The organism is Carnobacterium sp. FSL E2-0243, from assembly GCF_038003605.1.
GTDB classification, from domain to species: domain Bacteria; phylum Bacillota; class Bacilli; order Lactobacillales; family Carnobacteriaceae; genus Carnobacterium; species Carnobacterium maltaromaticum.
On sequence record NZ_JBBOPM010000001.1, the window covers coordinates 577849 to 597698 of the forward strand.

A 19850-nucleotide genomic window follows, 5' to 3' on the forward strand; every position below is an offset into this window, starting at 1 on the left:
ATTTTCTTGCCGGAGCTAACCGGCTCAACAAACTTTTTATATAAGGAGAGGGAAAACATGAAAAAAGATTTTTTATGGGGTGGTGCAGTTGCCGCTCATCAAATTGAAGGTGGTTGGGATCAAGGCGGTAAAGGTGTTAGCATCGCTGATGTTATGACAGCCGGTGCCAACGGTGTTCTTCGCGAAATTACCAATGGCGTTATTCCTGGGAAAAATTATCCAAATCATGAAGCAATTGACTTTTATCATCATTACAAGGAAGATATTGCGCTATTTGCAGAAATGGGCATGAAATGTTTTAGAACATCGATCGCTTGGAGTCGTATTTTTCCAAATGGAGATGATTTAGAGCCCAATGAAGCGGGGTTACAATTTTATGATGACTTAATTGATGAGCTCTTAAAATATGATATTGAACCGATTATCACGCTGTCTCATTTTGAATTTCCTTATCATTTATATACAGAGTATGGTGGTTTTCGAAATAAAAAGCTGATTGATTTTTTTGTGAAGTATGCAGATGTTGTGATGAATCGTTATAAAGATAAAGTGACGTATTGGATGACTTTTAATGAGATTAATAATCAAGCAGGTGGGCATGAAGAAATTCATAACTGGACCAATTCTGCTGTGAAAATCGAAGCTGGTGAAAATCCAGAAGAAGTGATTTATCAAGCGGCTCTTTATGAATTGATTGCTAGCGCTAAAGTTGTCAAATTAGGGCATCAAATTAATCCCGAATTTAAAATTGGGTGCATGATGGCTTATGTGCCAATTTATTCTTATTCTTGTAATCCAGCGGATATGATGGCTTCGGTAAAAGGTATGGAGCAACGTTATTTTTATAATGATATTCATGCTCGAGGAGAAATTCCAACGTACACTTTGAAAGAGTGGGAAGCAAAAGGCTATCATATCGAGTATACTCCAGAAGATTTAAAAGCTTTAAAAGAAGGAACTGTTGATTATATTGGCTTTAGTTATTATATGTCTGCAGCTATTACAACGCTGGAAGAAATTGCAGGGCATAAATTAACAGAAACTGGACCTGAAAAGATTGTGACAAACCCCTATGTGAAAGCAAGTGATTGGGGCTGGCAAATCGATCCAATTGGTTTGCGCTATGTCTTAACAACGGTCTATCAGCGTTACAATTTGCCTTTATTTATTGTTGAAAATGGCTTTGGTGCATACGATAAAATTGCCGCAGATGGCACAATCAATGATGATTATCGAATCGACTATTTAAAAGCGCATATTACTGAAATGAAAAAAGCGGTGGATGAAGATGGTGTTGATTTACTGGGTTATACCCCTTGGGGTGTGATTGATATTGTCAGCTTTGGGACTGGCGAGATGGAAAAACGGTATGGTTTTATTCATGTGGATAAAGATAATCAAGGTCAAGGAACATTGAAACGCACCAAGAAAAAATCCTTCGAGTGGTATAAAAAAGTCATTTCAAGTAATGGTGAAATACTTTAAAAATAGAACTAAACTACCGTTGTAAAGGAGTATTTGTTTCAACTAAAGAGTATGGTAAAATGAAAGCAATGATAAAAAAGGATGCGTTAAAATGAAGTATGAAGCTTTTGTGGAATTGCTTGAACAGGATATAAATAATGGACGATACGATCAAGATGGCAAATTACCTTCTGAGGATGTGCTGATTGAATCCTATCAAGTAACACGCTACACGTTGCGTAAAGCCATTGCTTTTTTAGTTGAACGAGGACAGCTATATCAAGTTCAAGGTAGCGGTATTTATTTAAGGCGCAGAGCAAAAAAAGGCTATTTTAATTTAGATGACACCCAAGGCATTACATCAGAGTCCCGTGGTATCAATCAAAATGTTGAAACTAAAGTTGTCAGTTTAGAAGAAATTCAATTTAAAGATGTAGCCTTTGTACCTGAAGGTTTATCACTGTCACCTGAAACGATTCTTTATTTTGTTAAACGATTGCGTTTGTTAGACGGCAAACCTTTTGTAGTGGAGCATTCCTATTATATTAAAAGTTTAGTTCCATATTTAAATCATGAAATTGTGGAGCAATCTATTTTCCATTACTTAAAAGAAGTCGTTAAGCTGAAATTTGGCTTTGCAGATAAAATTATTCGAACAGAAAAATTAACTCAAGAAGTAGCGACATTACTAGAATTAAAAAAAGATGATCCGACTTTAGTGATTATTGATGAAGCGTATCTTTCCAATGGCGCTCTTTTCAATTATTCAAAGCTCTATTATCATTATGAAAATTCTGAATTTTTTATGCATGCTACGATGAAATAACTTAGAAAAGCTGGAACCGACTTTCGATTAGTTGGTTTCAGCTTTTTTGAATGGAAATTGACTATAGTTTGTACATAGATTCGTTTAACTTTTCCCTAGCTAGGGAATCAGAGAGTATAGTATGATAAGGTGGAAAGAAAGCGTTTACTATCAGGCCGACTCAACGAGCTTTTTATTAAATAGAATAAAGGAGGAGAAAATAAAATGAATTCAGTCTTTAAACGATTGAAAAATTATCAAGAAGTCTATTACTTAGGAGAGAATAGTGTTTTCCAAAAATCAAAAATAAAAGGTAAATTTCATAGTCAATACACTCGCTACGGACAACCGAATGAAGTTGCAGGAGGCGGCTTTGCTAAGAGAGAGTTGTTGGAATTGTTACCATCAGATACAGTAGAGCAAACGGATATAGCTATTACACATCGCTATGATCGCAACTTAAAAAAAGATGCTTTTCACTTAGTTATAACGAAAGGAACCGGGGTTGAGTTAACAGCTAGTAATGAACGAGGACTTAAATACGGTATGGAAGCTTTAGAAAAAGCTATTTACTCAAGTAATCAACAAGTCGTTGTGCCAGAGTTGACGATACATCATGAGCCTAGTTTTCCGATTCGTGGGGTTATTGAAGGGTTTTATGGAATTCCGTGGACTCATGATAGTCGGTTAGATTGTATTCATTTCCTAGGAAAGCATCAGATGAATACCTACATGTATGCACCAAAAGACGATGAACTCCAAAGGAAATTATGGCGTGAAAAATACCCAGCAGAAAAAATAGAAGATTTTGAAGAACTTTTAGTAGCCAGCCAAAATGCATTGGTGGATTTTTATTATATGATTAGTCCTGGGAATGATATTGTGTATACCAAAGAAGATGAAGTAGGGGTCTTACAACAAAAATTAAAGCAAATGATTGAAATAGGAGTCAGCCATTTTGGTTTATTGCTAGACGATATTGATTATTATTTAAAAGGGGAGGCCAAGCAAAAATTTGGCACACCAGGTTTAGCTCATGCGTATCTAATCAAACAAATTTATAGCTATTTAAAAAACGAGTTAGCTCATTGTCAGTTAGTCATTTGCCCAACCGAGTATGATACACGCTATGATTCTGTTTATTTACATGAACTATCAGATAATCTGCCCCCAGAGGTTCAGATATTTTGGACAGGTCCAGAAACACTAGCTCATGAAATACCAACTAGTGATATAGCAAAAATGTCAGAAATCTTTCATCATCCAACTATCATTTGGGATAATACGCCAGTTAATGACTTTGAAGATGACAAAGAACTTCTATTTTTATCTCCTTACTACAATCGTTCGTACCGTTTAAATCAGTTTGGTGTAGTTGGAATTGTTGCGAATCCAATGTCTCAATGGGAGCTTTCTAAATTAACTATTGGCAATATGGCACAATTTATGTGGAATGCGCCAGGTTTTGATTTAACAACTTCATGGCAAGAAACGTTAGCAGATTATGCAGGTAGTGAGTATGTAGAAAGCTTGGAAGTATTCACTAGTCATAATGAAAATAAGAGAATGATTCAGCCCTTACCTCTAGACTTGAAAAAGGCCTTAGAAATGCGTGACAAAAACTATCTCAATCAAAGTTTAACTGAATTAAATCAAGCTGTTGAAAAATTAAAAACACTCCCAAATAAGACTTTTCAAAAAGAAATTGCGCCATGGTTTAAACGTATGGAACAAGATTATCAATTATGGCAAGCCATTTTAGCAGAAGATCACGAACTAGTCAGAAAATTAGGAACTGAATTAAAAGGCGCAAAGGTTCGAATTGGAACGAATCTACCGTTAACCGCAGCTTTACTGTGGGGGTTAGTAGACTAGGTTTTATTTCTAACTAGTAAGCCAATTCTGGATTGTAACTGTTTTTTCAGTCGTTCTTCTTAATAAATAATTCCTTTTTTTACTCGTTAAAAAATATCAAGTAATACTCCTATTAATTCATAACTTTCTAAAAATATCCATTTTATTATTAGTATCAAAATGGATATTAGCTTTATTGTTAAGTGGGTTTATCTAACATTTATAACAAAACTAAATTTGAATTTATTTTGTTAGATTTAATTTGAGAGTAACCTAGGGAAAATAAAAAGTGTACCTTGATGTTAAGCTATCAAGAGCAGACCTTTTTCTTGTTTACATGGCTTAAATCTCTTACCAGTGCCCTGTATTTCCAAATGTGGAGATAGGTGGTGGAGTAAGAATCAATTCATCAATAATCATAATATTACCCTCCTTTTTAAATAAAAAAACATTTCTCTTTCCTAATAATAAAACATAAGCTACAATTAGGCAAGGAGATGTAAACAATAAGGGGGGGGGAATTGAAAAGTTTAGGGGAAGCTATTAAAGCTGGTCGATTGAAAAAAATATGACTCAAAAAGAATTAGCTGTAGGTATTTGTACGCAGGCAACAATCAGTAATATAGAAAAAGCTGGTAAGGTTCCAGCAATCACCTTGCTTTTAGCGATTGCGGATCGTTTGGATATTGATATTGATAAGCTTTATTATTTAATGAGCGAAAATACCTCTAAAAATGGTAAGATAATGAAAAAAGTTAAAGTTTTATGTAGTCAATCAAACCACAAAGAAGCAGCAGTTATGCTTAAAAGAAATCAATGAAGCAGAACTAAAAACCATCAACGAGAAAAAGGAATTTTATTCCTATAAATCCATTACAAGTTTAGTGGCATTCAATAATTTCTCAGATGCACTCTTTTACTTTAACTTGTCTAATAACACTCAAGGAGAAAGTGATATAGATTTAGGATTGAGCGGAGTTTCAATTGCTTACTCGATGAATGATGAGGATGATAAAGACCTGGGATACACAGAACGAACGTTAAGTATTCTTGATGAGTTTATAGCTGTAGGCTATGAAAAAAGTGATACGAATGATATAGTAAGAACCTATTTTAACTCTGCAAAAATATATTTTAAAACGAAAAACTATGAAAAAGCTGTGAGTTTAAGTCCAATGGGGTTCTCTCTGCAGCAATTGAATGATAGTATGAATGGATTGGAATATTTAATGTATGAGAAGGCTTATAACTTGCAACAATTAGCATAAGTTACTGAAGCTGAAAAGTTTTACTTCTTTGCAGCAGCAATGGCCATGATAAATAAAAATAATGAAGTGATTGAAACAGTAACAAGTGGTATGAAGCTTTATAACGTTTCTCACTCTATTTACTAGAAGGGGATCCCAAGCGTGCTGGGGACCACTTATTAAAAAATATGAGAAAGCAGTATTAATTTTTACTATAGCTATTAGCTTACAATATAATCTATGAATTAGATCGTTTGTATTATGAAAAAGTATTTAATTTATTTAAACTAGGTAGTGTAGAAGAAGCGGAAGAAAATTATTTTCACGCAGTGACATTTGCTAAAATAACTAATTATGAGCTTGTTATTAAAGTAATTAAAGAAGATATGAAAGAATTTAAGTTAGAAAGTTATAAATATTGGTAAAAAGTTCACGAAATAAGGTGAAATCTAATTTTTTTAAATTGAGAAATTATAATTGGAGTGTGCTAACTTGAAAAAAATACTAATGCTGTTGATTTTATTTATTTTAATAGGTTGTGGTAAAGCTGAATTAAAGGATAAAAAAAATGAAAATAATTCTATAACTGATATTGATAGGTTATTAGGAGAGTGGGAGTCTATTGAGGATAACTTTATAGTGGAAATAGCAAATACCAATAAAAAAAATATATATAAATTAAAGTTCAGTGGTGAAGATAGTAATGCTACTGATTTAAATGCAGACGATGCCACGCTAAGTAATCCAAATGAAAATCTATATGTGTTTAAATCTGATAATAAGGATTTGGAATACACTTTTAACTTTGAAGATGATGAGAATGTAACTTTTTTATTTAACACAATTGAAAAAGATATAACTGGAACTTCAAAACCAATAAAAATGAAAAAAATAATTCAATAAAAAAAGACTTATGCTATTTAATTTTCAGCATAAGTCTTTTTTTTGAATTATTTTTTACCAATTTGTTACAGATCGTTCCCAAATAAACGAACCATTTGGAACTGAGTATACCACACTACTTTTTGCTTCAACTAAATCTATACTCTTATACCAAGGATTCCAAACCCAGTAACCTTTAAACTCACCAAAAGTATTTTCATAATAAGTCCCAATTACATCTATAGCATGATAAGCTCCTTTGTAGTTTCCAGTACCTCTCCAAGCACCCCAGATAGCATTACTTTTTCTTACCTCTGTAACTACTTCGTTCCAATTCATAATTCTATTAACTTTATAAGGGTATACACCTCTAGTATTTGCATATTTGATAATCTCATCATCACTAAATCCTTTATCAGAAGGTTTTTTACCCCAACTTACTATTTGAGCAACGCTTGTTGGTCGTTTGTCATTTTTATTATTTAAAATCATAGCAGCTGCATACGCAGAACACCAGCTGCTTGACCCTTGAGTTTCAGTAACAGACCAATTAATCCTATTGTTAGCTTTATCTATTAAAGTAGACCTGCCTAGCGGTTTATTACTATCAGTATTATTTACGGTAAATTCTATTTCTTCCAAAGTGTTAATAGTTTCCAAGTTACTAATCTCTTTTTTGCTGTCGATAAGAACAGTGTCAGTGACAGCTTCTTCATTTTCAGGCCTGATTGGAGACGTATATATTTTATGAATAGTCCCATTTGATTCATAAAATATATCTTTGTTTTTTTCATGAAATGTGATTGGATTTTCAATAGTGCTAATACCTTGGTCTTTAATAAACTGTAATTCATCCGCTAAAAATTTTGACAATGTTCCTGAATATTCACCATCGGTTTTTCGAACATAGAATACAAAGCGTATTGTATCTTGATACATTACTGGATATAAAGCCGTTCCTTCTTCTTCATTTTCTTCATTTATCATTTTAAAAGGTGTACCGAGTTGATAATCAGTAATATTAGTTTTTTCATTTTCAATACCAAGTGTAGCACTTAGGTACATACCTAATTTTTCTGTAGCATAGTTATCTGCGGTAAGAGGTATACTTTGACTTTCTATAATCAAAGAGTTCTCTGATTCAGCGTACACTGTTCCTCCAAACAGTAATAACGAACTGAAAACTAAGGTTAAAATAATCTTTTTCATTAAAACAACTCCTTTTATTATAATTTTTATAAAACTCTATTTTTGTTAGCGCTATCTCGATATTTTTATATAATAACACCTTTTCTATAACGTGTCAAATTAATTTTTGTATATTCAACATTTTCATATGAAAAAGCTGTGAGTTTAAGTTCAATGGGGATCGCTCTGCAGCAATTGAATGATAGTATGAATGGACTGGAATATTTAATGTATGAGAAGGCTTATAACTTGCAACAATTAGCACAAGTTACTGAAGCTGAAAAATTTCACTTCTTTGCAGCAGCAATGGCCATGATAAATAAAAATAATGAAGTGATTGAAACTGAAACAGTATCAAGTGTTATGAAGCTTTATAACGTGTCTCACTTTATGTACTAGAAGCATCTTGAATAGCACAAAAGATAATTTAATAGGATACTATATGAAAGATAACTATATAACAATAAAAACAAATAAAAGGATCAACTATGCTGTCGCATATGTTGATCCTTTTATTTGTTTTTATTTAAACCACAATTTTTATACATAATTGACATGGATATTATAATAAAATAAAGCTGAATTTTATGCGAAAACAAACGTTAGAAAGATAATTTATCAAAAAATGGAAATATCATTCATTTAGATTTTCCAGCATAGTAAAAAGCGGACGATAAAAATTTAATAGAAGCAAGTTTCAACGACTTTGAAGATGGTTTCTTATTATTTAATGAAAAGATTAAAGGTTCACAGACAGTCCTTAACCGATTCACGAATAATCAACTCAATAGGTACAATTTTAGATAAATGTTTTCCACTATTTTGTTGTTGATTTATTTGAGTCAACAAGGACTCAGCTGCTAAATAGCCGATTTGATAAAAATCTTGTTGAATAGTAGTTAGCTGTGGAGAAACCAAATCCGTCATTTGAATATTATCAAACCCAATCAGCGAAATATCCTCAGGAATGTTCACCTTTAATTTCTTTGCTTCAGATAAAAGGCGCAAAGCAACAACATCATTTTCGGCAATAATACAAGTAACGCCAGATCGCTTTACTTCTTTTAAATATTCTTGAACAGCAACAGTCTCAAGCGAACGTAACAGCGGTTGACCACCAAAATTAGCCGAATAATCTTGTAAACGCTGTTCATGTAAGGCGTTTAAATAGCCCAAATAACGGTCTCGAACAGAGGTGTTTTCTAATAAATCCACTGTGGATAAATACGTAATCTTTGTATGTCCTAAGGCAATTGCATGTTGTGCCGCTAAAAAACCACCAGAAAAGTTATCTGAAGTCACAGTAGGAATGGTCGTTCCTTCTAATTTTTTATCCAATAGGACAATCGGAAATGCATCTAATTGTAATTGAACGACTAAATCAAGTGAATTTCCAAGATTTTCAGGATAAATAATTAAACCATCCCATTTTTCTTTGGTTAAACTAGCGAGTAATTCGCGTTGTCGTTGTCGATTTCCTTCAGTTGAATGAATGGTTAATCTATAAGGTGTGCTATCTAAATAATCCGTTGCTCCTTGTACATAGCGCTCGAGACCCGCAGCTTGAGAGAAAGGCAACATAAAGGCAATCTCATAGGTTGTCGGAATGAGCTGGTTTTGATAGCTGACAAAACTCCCTTTACCAGGCGTTCTTTGAATAAACCCATCACTTTCTAATTCAGTTAAGGCTCTTTTCGCAGTGATTCGGCTGACTTGATAGGTAGCCGTTAATTCTTTTTCTGTTGGAACTTGACTCCCAAATGGGTATCGTTGATTAAGAATATCTTGTTTCAAATGCTCATATATAAGTTGATAAAGTGGTTCTTTTTTCATTTCATTCGACTCCTTAATAAAAAGTTTGTTGAGCCATTTAGCTCCGGCAAGAAAATAGGAAAAATTGATAGGACGCTTTTTGTCCTCTCGAATTTTCATCTTTTTCTCGAGGAGTTGGCTCAAAAGAACTGGCCTAATAAAAAGTTTGTTGAGCTGTTTAGCTCCGGCAAGAAAATAGGAAAAATTGATAGGACGCTTTTTGTCCTCTCGAATTTTTATCTTTTTCTCGAGGAGTTGGCTCAAAAGAACTGGCCTATTCAAATGATATAGTTATATATTTAAATATACCATTTATTCCGAATGATTAAAAGTGATATAGACATTAAATTCAGTAAATATCGCGGATGTATCTAGTCTAGGTAGTAACAAATTAGAGGTAAATAAGGATAAAAAATAGAAAAAAGAAAAAAGTATAGCATTTCAAAATGGTATATCATATAATTGCTTTGTAATTTAAAATGAGCTATTAAAAATAATTATTTAGGGGAGCGAATACTATGGTTTATACAGAAATACCAACATCCGTCCAAAAATTAATGAATACGATTACAGAAAAGTGCGAGACTTATCCACGTTGGGCTGAAAATTTCAATGCCTGCTTTGCCAATACATTGTTAACAACCGTCAACCGTCATCAAGATGGAACAACTTTTGTTTTAACAGGAGATATTCCGGCTATGTGGCTACGAGATTCAACTGCACAAGTGCGACCTTACTTAGTTGTTGCTAAAGAAGATAGTGACATCGGCGACATGATTGCTGGCTTAGTTGAAAAACAATTGAGTTATATCAATTTAGATCCCTATGCAAATGCATTTAATGAAGAAGCCAATAATGCTGGGCACCAAGACGATCATACAAAAATGAATCCTTGGATTTGGGAACGAAAATATGAAATTGATTCTCTGTGCTATCCGCTTCAATTAAGCTACCTATTATGGAAAGCGACTGGACGGACAGAACAATTTAATCAAATCTTTGACGAAGCCGTTAAAAATGTCTTAGAAGTTTGGGAAACAGAACAAAACCATGAACAGTCTGACTATCAATTTGTACGAGATACAACTCGTGAAGAAGATACACTTGTTCGTGAGGGTCAGGGTTCGCCAATTGCGGTCACAGGTATGACCTGGTCAGGATTTAGACCAAGCGATGACCGTTGTATTTATCACTATTTAGTTCCATCAAATATGTTTGCGGTCGTTGTATTAGACTACTTAAAAGAAATTTACACCGACATTTTAAAAGAAGAAACGCTAGTTCCAAGAATTGAAAAACTAAGAGCAGAAATTCAGACAGGCATTGAAAAATACGCGCTAGTTAAAAATAAAGCAGGTGAAACAATTTATGCCTATGAAGTAGATGGACTAGGAAACTATAGTATTATGGACGATTCTAATGTGCCTAACCTAATTGCAGCACCGTATTTAGGCTACTGTTCGAAAGAAGAAGAAACCTATTTAGCGACTAGAAAGACCTTGTTAAGCAAAGAAAATCCGTTCTACTATGAAGGTGAATTTGCGAAGGGGATTGGAAGTTCACATACACCAGAAAACTATGTTTGGCCAATTGCCATGGCAATGGAAGGCTTAACGACTAATGATAAAGCAACTAAAGAGCGTATTTTAAATACACTAGTGGCAACTGATGCAGGCACAAACTTGATGCACGAAGGCTTTGATGTGAATAATCCAGACAATTATACTAGAGAATGGTTTTCTTGGGCGAACATGATGTTTTGTGAATTAGTTATGGACTACTTTGATATAAAAATAGAAAAATAGTAGAGGAGTAATAAAATGAAAAAAGTAAGTATTATTGCCCATAGCCATTGGGATCGTGAATGGTATATGGCCTACGAGCAACACCACATGCGTTTAGTGGAATTGATGGATGATTTGTTAGAATTATTTGAAACAGATCCAGATTTCGATAGTTTTCATTTAGATGGTCAAACGATTATTTTAGACGATTATTTACAAGTTCGCCCTGAAAAACGTGATCTTTTACAAAAATATATTACAGCAGGTAAATTGCGTATCGGACCATTTTACATTCTACAAGATTCTTTCTTAACTAGTAGTGAATCTAATACCCGCAATATGTTAGTCGGGATGGAAGAAAGTAAAAAATGGGGTGTGCCAGTTCAATTAGGTTACTTCCCAGATACCTTTGGCAATATGGGACAAACACCACAAATGATGTTACAAGCTGGCTTTGATGTGGCAGCCTTTGGACGCGGTGTTAAACCAACAGGCTTCAATAATGTCGTGATCAATGATGAAAAATATGCTTCACAATATTCAGAAATGTGGTGGGAAGGTCCAGATGGCTCTAAAATTCTAGGATTATTATTTGCTAATTGGTACAGTAATGGTAATGAAATCCCAGTTGAAAAAGAAGCCGCTAAAAAATTCTGGGATTGGAAGTTAAAAGATGCCGAAGCCTATGCCTCCACCGATCATCTATTGATGATGAACGGATGCGATCATCAGCCTGTGCAAAAAAATCTATCTGCAGCAATCCGAACTGCTAATGAACTTTATCCAGATATTGAATTTGTCCAAACTGGTTTTGACGAATATATATCAGCAATGCGTGCTGATTTACCAGCAGATTTAAGTACCGTAACTGGAGAACTTACCTCACAAGAAACAGAAGGTTGGTACACACTAGCGAATACGGCATCTGCACGCATTTATTTAAAACAATGGAACACCTTAGTTTCACGCCAACTAGAAAATATTGCTGAACCTTTGGCTACGATGGCATATGAATCCGTCGGAGAGTATCCTCATGATACATTAAATTATGCCTGGAAAACATTGATGCAGAACCATCCTCATGATAGTATCTGTGGTTGCAGTGTCGATGAGGTCCATCGTGAAATGGTGACACGATTTGAGAAAGCCCATGAAGTTGGAAAATATGTGGCTGACGAAGCCGCTGAAAAATTAGTTCGTTCAATCCAAACAGCCGAATTTTCAGACAAAGAAGCTATTCCATTTGTAGTCTTTAATACAAGTGGTTCTAAGAAGACCGGTTTGATGGACGTCCGTTTAGAAATTAAACGCCTGCCTTTTAGTGAAGGAAAGCCAGATGAACTCTATCACCAATTAAAAACAGAGACACTACCAAACTTTATCGTGAAAAATGCTGCTGGCGAAGAGGTTTCAGCAGAAATCATCGATGAAGGAGTAGAATTCGGCTACGATTTACCAAAAGATAAATTCAGACAACCTTTCATGGCTCGATACGTAACCGTACAGTTAATAATGGAGCAGATGGCGCCACTATCATGGGAAACCTTCGCACTAGTTTATGGCGAAACATCCGATACAACTGAAAAACCAATCATTTCTGACAATGGTTATCAATTAGAAAATGACTATTTAGACGTTAAAGTTGCTAAAAATGGTTTACTAACCGTTCTTGACAAAGTGACAGAAGAAACCTACGTTGATTTATTGAACTTTGAAGATGTGGGCGACCTAGGCAATGAATATATCTTTAAAAAACCGAACCATGATCAAGGAATTTTCTCTAAAGATGGCCAAGCAAAAGTAAAAATCTTGCATAATTCGGCTAATTATGGAGAAATTGAAATCACCCATGAGCTAGAAATCCCTGTAGCAATGGAAGATTTGCTACTTGAGGAACAAAAAGCGGTGATTGAGTTTAGATACCGCCAAGCAGAACGTTCAAAAGAAACGGCGACACTTCAGCTGAAAACTAAAGTTTTATTAGAAAAAGGAAGTCAGCAATTAAAATTTACAACAAGCTTTGATAACCAAATGCGTGACCACCGTTTACGTGTTTTATTTCCAACGGGTATTGAGACCGCTGTTCATTATGCTGATAGTATATACGAAGTGGCAGAACGACCAAATAAAGTAGATCCAGCTTGGCAAAATCCTACCAATCCACAACATCAACATGCTTTTGTTAACGTCCATAATGAAAATGCTGGCGTCACAGTTGCAAACTTTGGTCTAAATGAATATGAAATTTTAAATGACAGAACAACTATTGCAGTGACACTGCTAAGAGCCGTTGGAGAATTAGGTGATTGGGGCTACTTCCCAACGCCAGAAGCCCAATGTTTGGGAGAATCAGTTGTTCAATATGGGGTTTCTTTCCATGGTGCCAAAGATAGTACAAGAACTTACCACGAAGCGATGGCAGCACAAGTTCCATTTAGTAGCTATCAAACAACGTTGCATACAGGTGACTTACCAACAAATCATCAGTATGCTGTTGTAGCCGGTGAGGATGTAGCATTAACTGCCTTTAAACGCAAAGAAAATGGGACAGATATTGTCACACGAGTATATAATTTAACCGGTGAACCTGCTGAGTTTAGATTAGCAATTGCCAATCAAACAGCTGAATTATGTAATTTGTTAGAAGAACCAATCACTGGTGAGGTGAAGTCAACAGCCTTGCCGTATGAGATTATTAGTTATCGTTGGAAATAAGGTTAAACCTAAATAGAAGAGTAGCAAAATAAATTCTAGGCAACGAATATAAAGTTGCCTAGAATTTTTGTCAAATATCCAATTTGATTTCTTAAATTGATTAGTTATTTTGTATTTTCTTGATTATAGATAAAGAACTTTGAAAATAGTTTCATTTATTTATCTACTAAAAGATAGCGCATTCACTATAAAAAAGCTATAATTAAAATGAACTTGTTGATTAAACGAAGGAGGTTTCGAACATGGCTATTTTAGCATTTGATATGGGTGGAACAGCAGTTAAATACGGTGTGTGGTCGGATGGAGAGTTAATGGCACAAAGTAATTTTCCAACCCCAGATACTTGGGAACAATTACAAGCAAAATTACTAGAGGTGAAAAATACCTTACGAAATGAATTTACACTGACAGGTGTAGGCATTAGCGCACCTGGGTCAGTAGATACGGAGAAAGGGGAAATAGGCGGAATTAGTGCTATCCCATATATTCATCATTTTCCAATCCAACTTGCTTTTGAAGAACTATTGGAGTTGCCTGTTACAATCGAAAATGATGCGAATTGTGCTGCTTTAGCAGAGATTTGGCAAGGAGCAGCAAAAGGCAAAAAGGATATTTTATTTGTTGTGATTGGTACAGGAATTGGCGGCGCAGTGATTGTTGATGGAAAACTTCATAAAGGCAAACATTTGTATGGTGGCGAATTTGGCATTATGGTGTTGGATGATGGGCGCAGCTTCAGTGATTTAGGAACAGCAGCCAATATGGCAAAACGTTATTCCGAACATAAAGGTTCTATTTTTACAGGCAAAGAAGTTTTTGATTTAGCTGAAAAAGGTGAGGCAGATGCGGTTGAAGCCGTCCATGAATTTTACCATTATTTAAGTTTAGGTTTATTCAATCTTCAATTTACGTTAGATCCTGAAATGATTGTGATTGGCGGTGGGATTTCTGAAAAAGAAGAGTTGTTTAAAGAAATTAACCAACGCATTCAAACTCGATTTGAGGAAAAAGAATTAAAGGACTTTTTACCAGTAATTGTTCCATGTACGCATAAGAATGATGCCAACTTAGTCGGTGCAGTGGCTGTATTTAAAGAAAAACATCCTGCAATTGGTTAAGTTTTTGAATAAAATAATTATCGTTCTTGATAAATGAATGACTGAATCCAAGAAGAGGCTAGGACAAAATCTTTAAAATGGACAAAATAGCATGAAATCCATTTTCATAAATAGCGATTTTATGTTTTTTATTATTTTGAATGGCTTTCAGTTCGTATTCTAAGCATAGCGCATATATTTTACTAATTTAAAACTAAATAAATAAAGCCGTATAAAATCTGCATTGAGAAAAGTAGATTTTATACGGCTTTATGTTAAACAAAAAGTATAGAACTAGCCCGTCTTTTATTTCTGAATAGAAAAAGGCAACTCATCTTTTGAATACTCGCGGTAAACAGGAGCTAAGCCAAGTCTAATATCAAGAGTTGCTCCAGCCATTAAATCGTCATGAGTAATAAATAATTTTTGATACTCAGACTGATTTAATTTAAAATCAGCCACAAAATTGGATTGTGGATTGTTATTTTCCGTCGTAATGCTAACTTGTTTTCCGTTAGCTAACTGGATTTCAACAGAGTCAAATAACGGGATTCCTCTAACATATTCACCACTACCAGGAGTCACTGGGTAAAAGCCCATTGAGCTAAAGACAAACCAACCAGCCATACTACCATTATCTTCATCTCCTGGATAGCCATCAAAACCACTATTAAATAAGCGGGACATAATTTGTTTGACTACTACTTGTGTAGAAGCGGGCTCACCTGCATAGTTAAAGAGATAAGGAATATGGAAGCTTGGTTGATTTGAAATCGCAACTTGTCCATAATCCACAGCAGCCATTTCGCTCATTTCATGAATTTCAAAACCATAACCAAGCACATCAAAGCGTGGTTCAGTGTTGCAAAGTTCAGTTATTTTTTTTGTGAAGGCTTCTTTTGAACCATACTCATTAATCAACCCTTGGAAATCTTGGTAAACAGCAAAACTGTTCTGCCATGCACTTCCTTCAGTATAATCTAAACCCCAATCCAATAAATTAAATTCACTGCGGAAGTTTCCATCCACATCTTTTCCACGCATAAATCCTGTGTTAGCATCAAAAATATTCCGATAATTCAAGGCGCTTTTCCGATAAGTATTAGCCAATTCTCTTTTACCTAAAACATCTGCAACTTGGCTAATACAGTAATCACTGTAAGCATAATCTTGTGTATGATTAACACTTTCATGATGTGTTGTTGGAACATACCCATATTTCAAGTAATCTGCGGTTCCTTGTCGACCATAGATGGAAGAGGTGCTTTGTTTCGTAGCAGCTTTTAACATCGCCTCTAATAAAGACTCTGTCATTTCCCGGGAAATAACACCTTTAACAGCTGCATCAGCAATTACAGCATCAATCAATGTTCCTGGCATCATACCTCGTTCATCTGGAGATAACCATTTTGGTAAATACCCAGCTTCATGATAAGAGGTTAAGAAACCTTCTAACATTTCTCTATATTCATCAGGTGCAATTAAGGAATATAATGGATAAACAGTTCGATAAGTATCCCAGAAACCGTTATTGGTATAAAGAATCCCTTTATCAACCTTTTTAGCAGTTGTATTGTAATGAATTGGGTCGTTATTTTCATCTAATTCATAAAATTTTTGTGGAAAAAGAAACATTCGATACAGGCAAGTATAAAATGTTTTAACCTTTTCTGTATCGGAATCCGTCACGATAATTTTCGTTAAATAGTGATTCCAACGATTGGCTGCTTGCTCTTTCATCTCGTTAAATCCTAGCTGATTTTCACGACTAAAATTAAGTTCTGCTTGTTCAATACTAATATAAGAAGTTGAAAAATTCGCGATAACTGTTTTCTCAGTAGCATCTAGAAAACGAATAATAAAGTGTTGATCTGCACCAGTCATTTCAGAAGCTGTTAAAAATTCATTTTCAGAAAAATAGCCAGTTTGACTTAGATCAATTTTATGATCAAAAGTTAGTGTGAAATAAATGCCGAATTTTTCATCTAAACAGCCTGAAAAATTATTAATAAAACCAGTTAAAGTCGATGTTTCTGAATCCAACTTATACCAACTATTACCTTTAGCATTTAAAATAAAGCCTGGTTGTTCCTTTGTTGCATAAGTCATTCGCATCTGGCCACCACGTTCAGTTGCTGTTAATTCAGTGGTAATATTGTAGCGAGCTTGTTTGATTTTTAAATAATGGGGTTGATAAATAGCTTCTTCAGGTCGATATGAACTTTGGTAACTAAAGATATCACCTTTCATATGGAAACCTGCAATCGGTGTCATTAAGAAAGAAGCAAAGTCTCCCATCCACGGACTCGGTTGGTGAGAAACCCGAATACCTTGAAAAACACGATGATTGGGATTGAAAAACCAGCTGCCTTCATGATTTGTTTGAACAACATAGTGGTTCATACCGAAGGGAACAGTTGTATAAGGGAGCGTATTTCCGTTAGAATAAGAGTGAGCATTGTTTGTTCCTTGACGTGTGTCAACATACTGTAACATAATTAGTCCTCGCTTTTAATGGATTTCACTTTTAGTAGTGATTTTTTTAATGATATATCAATATGTATATTTTAACATAATGAGTTACCGTGTATAGTTAGATATTTAAGGTTTTAGTGTAAATAGTATTGATTGTACTGAAATAATGATATATCATTTTCTTGGTTTATAAGGATTGTAACGATTGGTCATCAAGACTTTATGATAGAAGTAAATGAAACATTTCTATTGGAAAATAAGTCATTTATTAAATCTTAAATTATCTTCGTTTATATCATTGTTATTATTTTTAAATTTGGTATAATCATTCTTAGTATCGACATGGGTATAACGGATAAAAAAGTCTTTATTCCTACGATATAATAGGCAAAAAATAATGAAAATAAAAAGACTAAATTACAAGAGGGAATGAGTATGGAAGCAAATCATAATAGACAAAATCATCTTAATAAAGTTACGATGGGTGGGATTTTAGTTGCCTTAGGTGTTGTATACGGGGATATCGGAACATCACCACTTTATGTAATGAAGGCAATTGTAAAAGGGAATGGCGGTTTAGCTGGCGTTTCAGAAGATTTTATTTTAGGAGCCGTATCTTTAGTTTTTTGGACAATTACCATTTTGACAACCATCAAGTATGTCATGATTACCTTAAAAGCAGATAACCATGGTGAAGGTGGAATTTTTTCACTTTATACTTTGGTAAGGAAGCAATCTAAATGGTTAATAATACCGGCCATGATTGGTGGTGCGACTTTACTAGCAGATGGGATGTTAACCCCAGCAGTAACCGTAACGTCAGCAGTTGAAGGATTAAGAGAAATTCCTGTCTTCAGAGAATTTTTTGGTGCAAATCAACATGTCATCATTATTATTGTTATTACGATTATTAGTGCACTTTTTTTAATTCAACGTTTTGGAACGGAAGCCGTTGGACGAATATTTGGTCCAGTGATGCTACTATGGTTTACAACATTAGGAATTTTTGGCCTAGTTAATATTGTCAAAGATGTCACCTTGATTCGTGCACTATCGCCACATTATGCAATTGCTGTTTTATTCAGTGATGAAAATAAAATGGGCTTCTTTATATTAGGAGGCGTATTCCTAGCAACAACAGGGGCAGAAGCGTTATATTCTGACTTAGGACATGCCGGTCGTAAAAATATTTATGCGACTTGGGGATTTGTTAAATTCAGCTTGATTTTAAATTATTTTGGGCAAGCCGCTTGGATTTTAGAAGCAAAAAATGATCCTAAAATGGTAGCCATGCAAGATATGAATCCTTTTTTCCAAATGATGCCGAAACCGTTTCTAATCTACGGTGTCATCATTGCCACTTTAGCTGCAATTATAGCTTCCCAGTCATTGATTTCAGGATCTTACACATTAGTTTCAGAAGCAATTAAATTAAACTTAATGCCGAGACTACACAGTTTGTATCCCTCAACGTCAAAAGGACAAGTGTATATTCCTGCGGTTAATACAATTTTATGGGCAGTCTGTATCGGAGTTGTGCTACATTTTAGAAGTTCAGATCGAATGGAAGCCGCTTATGGTTTAGCGATTACTGTAACAATGTTAATGACAACGATTTTGTTGTTTAACTATTTAATCAAACGTAAAACGCCGATGTGGTTGGCAGTAACCATGTTGCTTTTCTTTGGAGCGTTTGAAATGTCCTTCTTTATCTCAAGTGCCGTCAAATTTATGCACGGCGGATATATTACCGTCTTGATTGCTGTTGCGATTCTGTTTGTTATGTATATTTGTAATAAGAGTCATTCGATTAAGATGCGCCTTTTGGAATATGTACCATTGGCAGATTATCGTGATCAATTAGGGCAATTGTGTGAAGATGGTGACCGTCAAAAATATGCAACAAACTTAGTATATTTAACAAACAGTCGAGAAAAAGGTGAAGTCGAGTCTAAAATTATGTATTCTATTTTAGATAAGCGTCCAAAACGTGCCGATGTTTATTGGTTCGTTAACGTCGTGGTAACCGATGAACCTTATACAGCGGAGTACACCGTTGATAATATTGGTGGAACAGACTATATGATTAAAGTCCAATTGAAATTAGGTTTCCGTGTCAGCCAAAAATTGAATGTTTTCTTGCGCCAGATTGTTACTGAACTTGTTGAAAATGGTGAAGTAGATATTCAATCACGAAACTACACTACGATGCCAGATCGTAAAGTTGGCGATTTCCGCTTTATCATTATCCAAGAACAACTTTCAATGGAAATGGAACTAAGTGGTTATGAAACCTTTATTATGCAGGCAAAACTTTTCTTGAAACGTCATACGGTTTCACCAGAAAAATGGTTTGGTCTTAATGCTAGTGATGTGGAAATTGAAAATGTACCGCTGTTCTTAGGGAAGAAACGAGCACGAGTTCTAAAACGTGTCGATAAATAAATAGAGAATAAATAGTAAAAGCTGTTAGCTTAAGAAGTCAGATTCTTAGTTAGCAGCTTTTTTTATCATTTAAAAATGCTGA

General features: G+C 34.6%; 15 protein-coding genes. 12 read left to right on the forward strand and 3 right to left on the reverse strand.

The window, feature by feature from the left end:
* Positions 1-57: 57 nt before the first annotated feature.
* From MHI00_RS02615 to MHI00_RS02645, 7 genes are all read left to right on the forward strand, one after another.
* Positions 58-1485 carry a 6-phospho-beta-glucosidase gene (locus MHI00_RS02615; protein ID WP_341110850.1) on the forward strand — a complete coding sequence of 476 codons (1428 nt, stop codon included), beginning with the start codon at positions 58-60 and terminating at the stop codon, positions 1483-1485.
* Between the two features lie 91 nt (positions 1486-1576).
* The gene (locus tag MHI00_RS02620; protein WP_201730723.1) at positions 1577-2290 is read left to right on the forward strand and encodes a GntR family transcriptional regulator; all 714 of its coding nucleotides are present in this window, start codon (positions 1577-1579) and stop codon (positions 2288-2290) included.
* A 204-nt stretch (positions 2291-2494) separates the two neighbouring features.
* Positions 2495-4144, forward strand: a complete 1650-nt coding sequence (locus MHI00_RS02625) for a protein O-GlcNAcase (RefSeq protein ID WP_341110852.1) — start codon at positions 2495-2497, stop codon at positions 4142-4144.
* Positions 4145-4691: 547 nt separating this feature from the next.
* Complete coding sequence (locus MHI00_RS02630) at positions 4692-4943, forward strand: helix-turn-helix domain-containing protein (protein ID WP_341110854.1); 252 nt, start codon at positions 4692-4694, stop codon at positions 4941-4943.
* A gap of 148 nt (positions 4944-5091) precedes the next feature.
* Positions 5092-5391 carry a hypothetical protein gene (locus MHI00_RS02635; protein ID WP_322809024.1) on the forward strand — a complete coding sequence of 100 codons (300 nt, stop codon included), beginning with the start codon at positions 5092-5094 and terminating at the stop codon, positions 5389-5391.
* Positions 5392-5624: 233 nt separating this feature from the next.
* Positions 5625-5795, forward strand: a complete 171-nt coding sequence (locus tag MHI00_RS02640) for a hypothetical protein (protein ID WP_317946404.1) — start codon at positions 5625-5627, stop codon at positions 5793-5795.
* A 67-nt stretch (positions 5796-5862) separates the two neighbouring features.
* Positions 5863-6273 carry a hypothetical protein gene (locus MHI00_RS02645; RefSeq protein ID WP_341110865.1) on the forward strand — a complete coding sequence of 137 codons (411 nt, stop codon included), beginning with the start codon at positions 5863-5865 and terminating at the stop codon, positions 6271-6273.
* A gap of 54 nt (positions 6274-6327) precedes the next feature.
* On the opposite strand, the gene MHI00_RS02650 is transcribed toward MHI00_RS02645, so the two are convergent.
* Positions 6328-7461 (reverse strand): C47 family peptidase, encoded by a 1134-nt coding sequence (locus MHI00_RS02650; protein ID WP_317946408.1) that lies wholly within the window; start codon positions 7459-7461, stop codon positions 6328-6330.
* Positions 7462-7614: 153 nt separating this feature from the next.
* On the opposite strand from MHI00_RS02650, the gene MHI00_RS02655 reads away from it, so the two are divergent.
* Positions 7615-7839 carry a hypothetical protein gene (locus tag MHI00_RS02655; protein ID WP_332572321.1) on the forward strand — a complete coding sequence of 75 codons (225 nt, stop codon included), beginning with the start codon at positions 7615-7617 and terminating at the stop codon, positions 7837-7839.
* A 348-nt stretch (positions 7840-8187) separates the two neighbouring features.
* Here MHI00_RS02655 and MHI00_RS02660 read toward each other — a convergent pair whose 3' ends face one another.
* Positions 8188-9273 carry a GntR family transcriptional regulator gene (locus MHI00_RS02660; RefSeq protein ID WP_141299763.1) on the reverse strand — a complete coding sequence of 362 codons (1086 nt, stop codon included), beginning with the start codon at positions 9271-9273 and terminating at the stop codon, positions 8188-8190.
* A 497-nt stretch (positions 9274-9770) separates the two neighbouring features.
* On the opposite strand from MHI00_RS02660, the gene MHI00_RS02665 reads away from it, so the two are divergent.
* From MHI00_RS02665 to MHI00_RS02675, 3 genes are all read left to right on the forward strand, one after another.
* Positions 9771-11057: a glycoside hydrolase family 125 protein gene (locus MHI00_RS02665; RefSeq protein ID WP_341110874.1), complete on the forward strand. Its 1287-nt coding sequence runs from the start codon at positions 9771-9773 to the stop codon at positions 11055-11057.
* Between the two features lie 15 nt (positions 11058-11072).
* Complete coding sequence (locus MHI00_RS02670; RefSeq protein WP_341110876.1) at positions 11073-13751, forward strand: alpha-mannosidase; 2679 nt, start codon at positions 11073-11075, stop codon at positions 13749-13751.
* Positions 13752-13993: 242 nt separating this feature from the next.
* Positions 13994-14869, forward strand: a complete 876-nt coding sequence (locus MHI00_RS02675; RefSeq protein ID WP_341110878.1) for an ROK family protein — start codon at positions 13994-13996, stop codon at positions 14867-14869.
* 285 nt (positions 14870-15154) lie between these two features.
* Here MHI00_RS02675 and MHI00_RS02680 read toward each other — a convergent pair whose 3' ends face one another.
* A complete protein-coding gene (locus MHI00_RS02680; protein WP_341110880.1) occupies positions 15155-17344 on the reverse strand; it encodes a GH92 family glycosyl hydrolase in 2190 nt (729 codons plus the stop codon).
* Between the two features lie 414 nt (positions 17345-17758).
* Between MHI00_RS02680 and MHI00_RS02685 the strand changes: the two genes are divergently transcribed.
* Positions 17759-19768, forward strand: coding sequence for a KUP/HAK/KT family potassium transporter (locus MHI00_RS02685; RefSeq protein WP_010054651.1), 2010 nt, complete (start codon positions 17759-17761; stop codon positions 19766-19768).
* Positions 19769-19850: the final 82 nt, after the last annotated feature.

Excerpts from the sequence above, each read along its gene's own strand:
- MHI00_RS02680 (WP_341110880.1), bottom strand. The coding sequence starts at position 17,344 with ATGTTACAGTATGTTGACACACGTCAAGGAACAAACAATGCTCACTCT.
- MHI00_RS02620 (WP_201730723.1), top strand. The coding sequence starts at position 1,577 with ATGAAGTATGAAGCTTTTGTGGAATTGCTTGAACAGGATATAAATAAT.
- MHI00_RS02685 (WP_010054651.1), top strand. The coding sequence starts at position 17,759 with ATGGAAGCAAATCATAATAGACAAAATCATCTTAATAAAGTTACGATG.
- MHI00_RS02630 (WP_341110854.1), top strand. The coding sequence starts at position 4,692 with ATGACTCAAAAAGAATTAGCTGTAGGTATTTGTACGCAGGCAACAATC.
- MHI00_RS02650 (WP_317946408.1), bottom strand. The coding sequence starts at position 7,461 with ATGAAAAAGATTATTTTAACCTTAGTTTTCAGTTCGTTATTACTGTTT.
- MHI00_RS02665 (WP_341110874.1), top strand. The coding sequence starts at position 9,771 with ATGGTTTATACAGAAATACCAACATCCGTCCAAAAATTAATGAATACG.
- MHI00_RS02615 (WP_341110850.1), top strand. The coding sequence starts at position 58 with ATGAAAAAAGATTTTTTATGGGGTGGTGCAGTTGCCGCTCATCAAATT.
- MHI00_RS02660 (WP_141299763.1), bottom strand. The coding sequence starts at position 9,273 with ATGAAAAAAGAACCACTTTATCAACTTATATATGAGCATTTGAAACAA.
- MHI00_RS02655 (WP_332572321.1), top strand. The coding sequence starts at position 7,615 with ATGGGGATCGCTCTGCAGCAATTGAATGATAGTATGAATGGACTGGAA.
- MHI00_RS02625 (WP_341110852.1), top strand. The coding sequence starts at position 2,495 with ATGAATTCAGTCTTTAAACGATTGAAAAATTATCAAGAAGTCTATTAC.
- MHI00_RS02670 (WP_341110876.1), top strand. The coding sequence starts at position 11,073 with ATGAAAAAAGTAAGTATTATTGCCCATAGCCATTGGGATCGTGAATGG.
- MHI00_RS02675 (WP_341110878.1), top strand. The coding sequence starts at position 13,994 with ATGGCTATTTTAGCATTTGATATGGGTGGAACAGCAGTTAAATACGGT.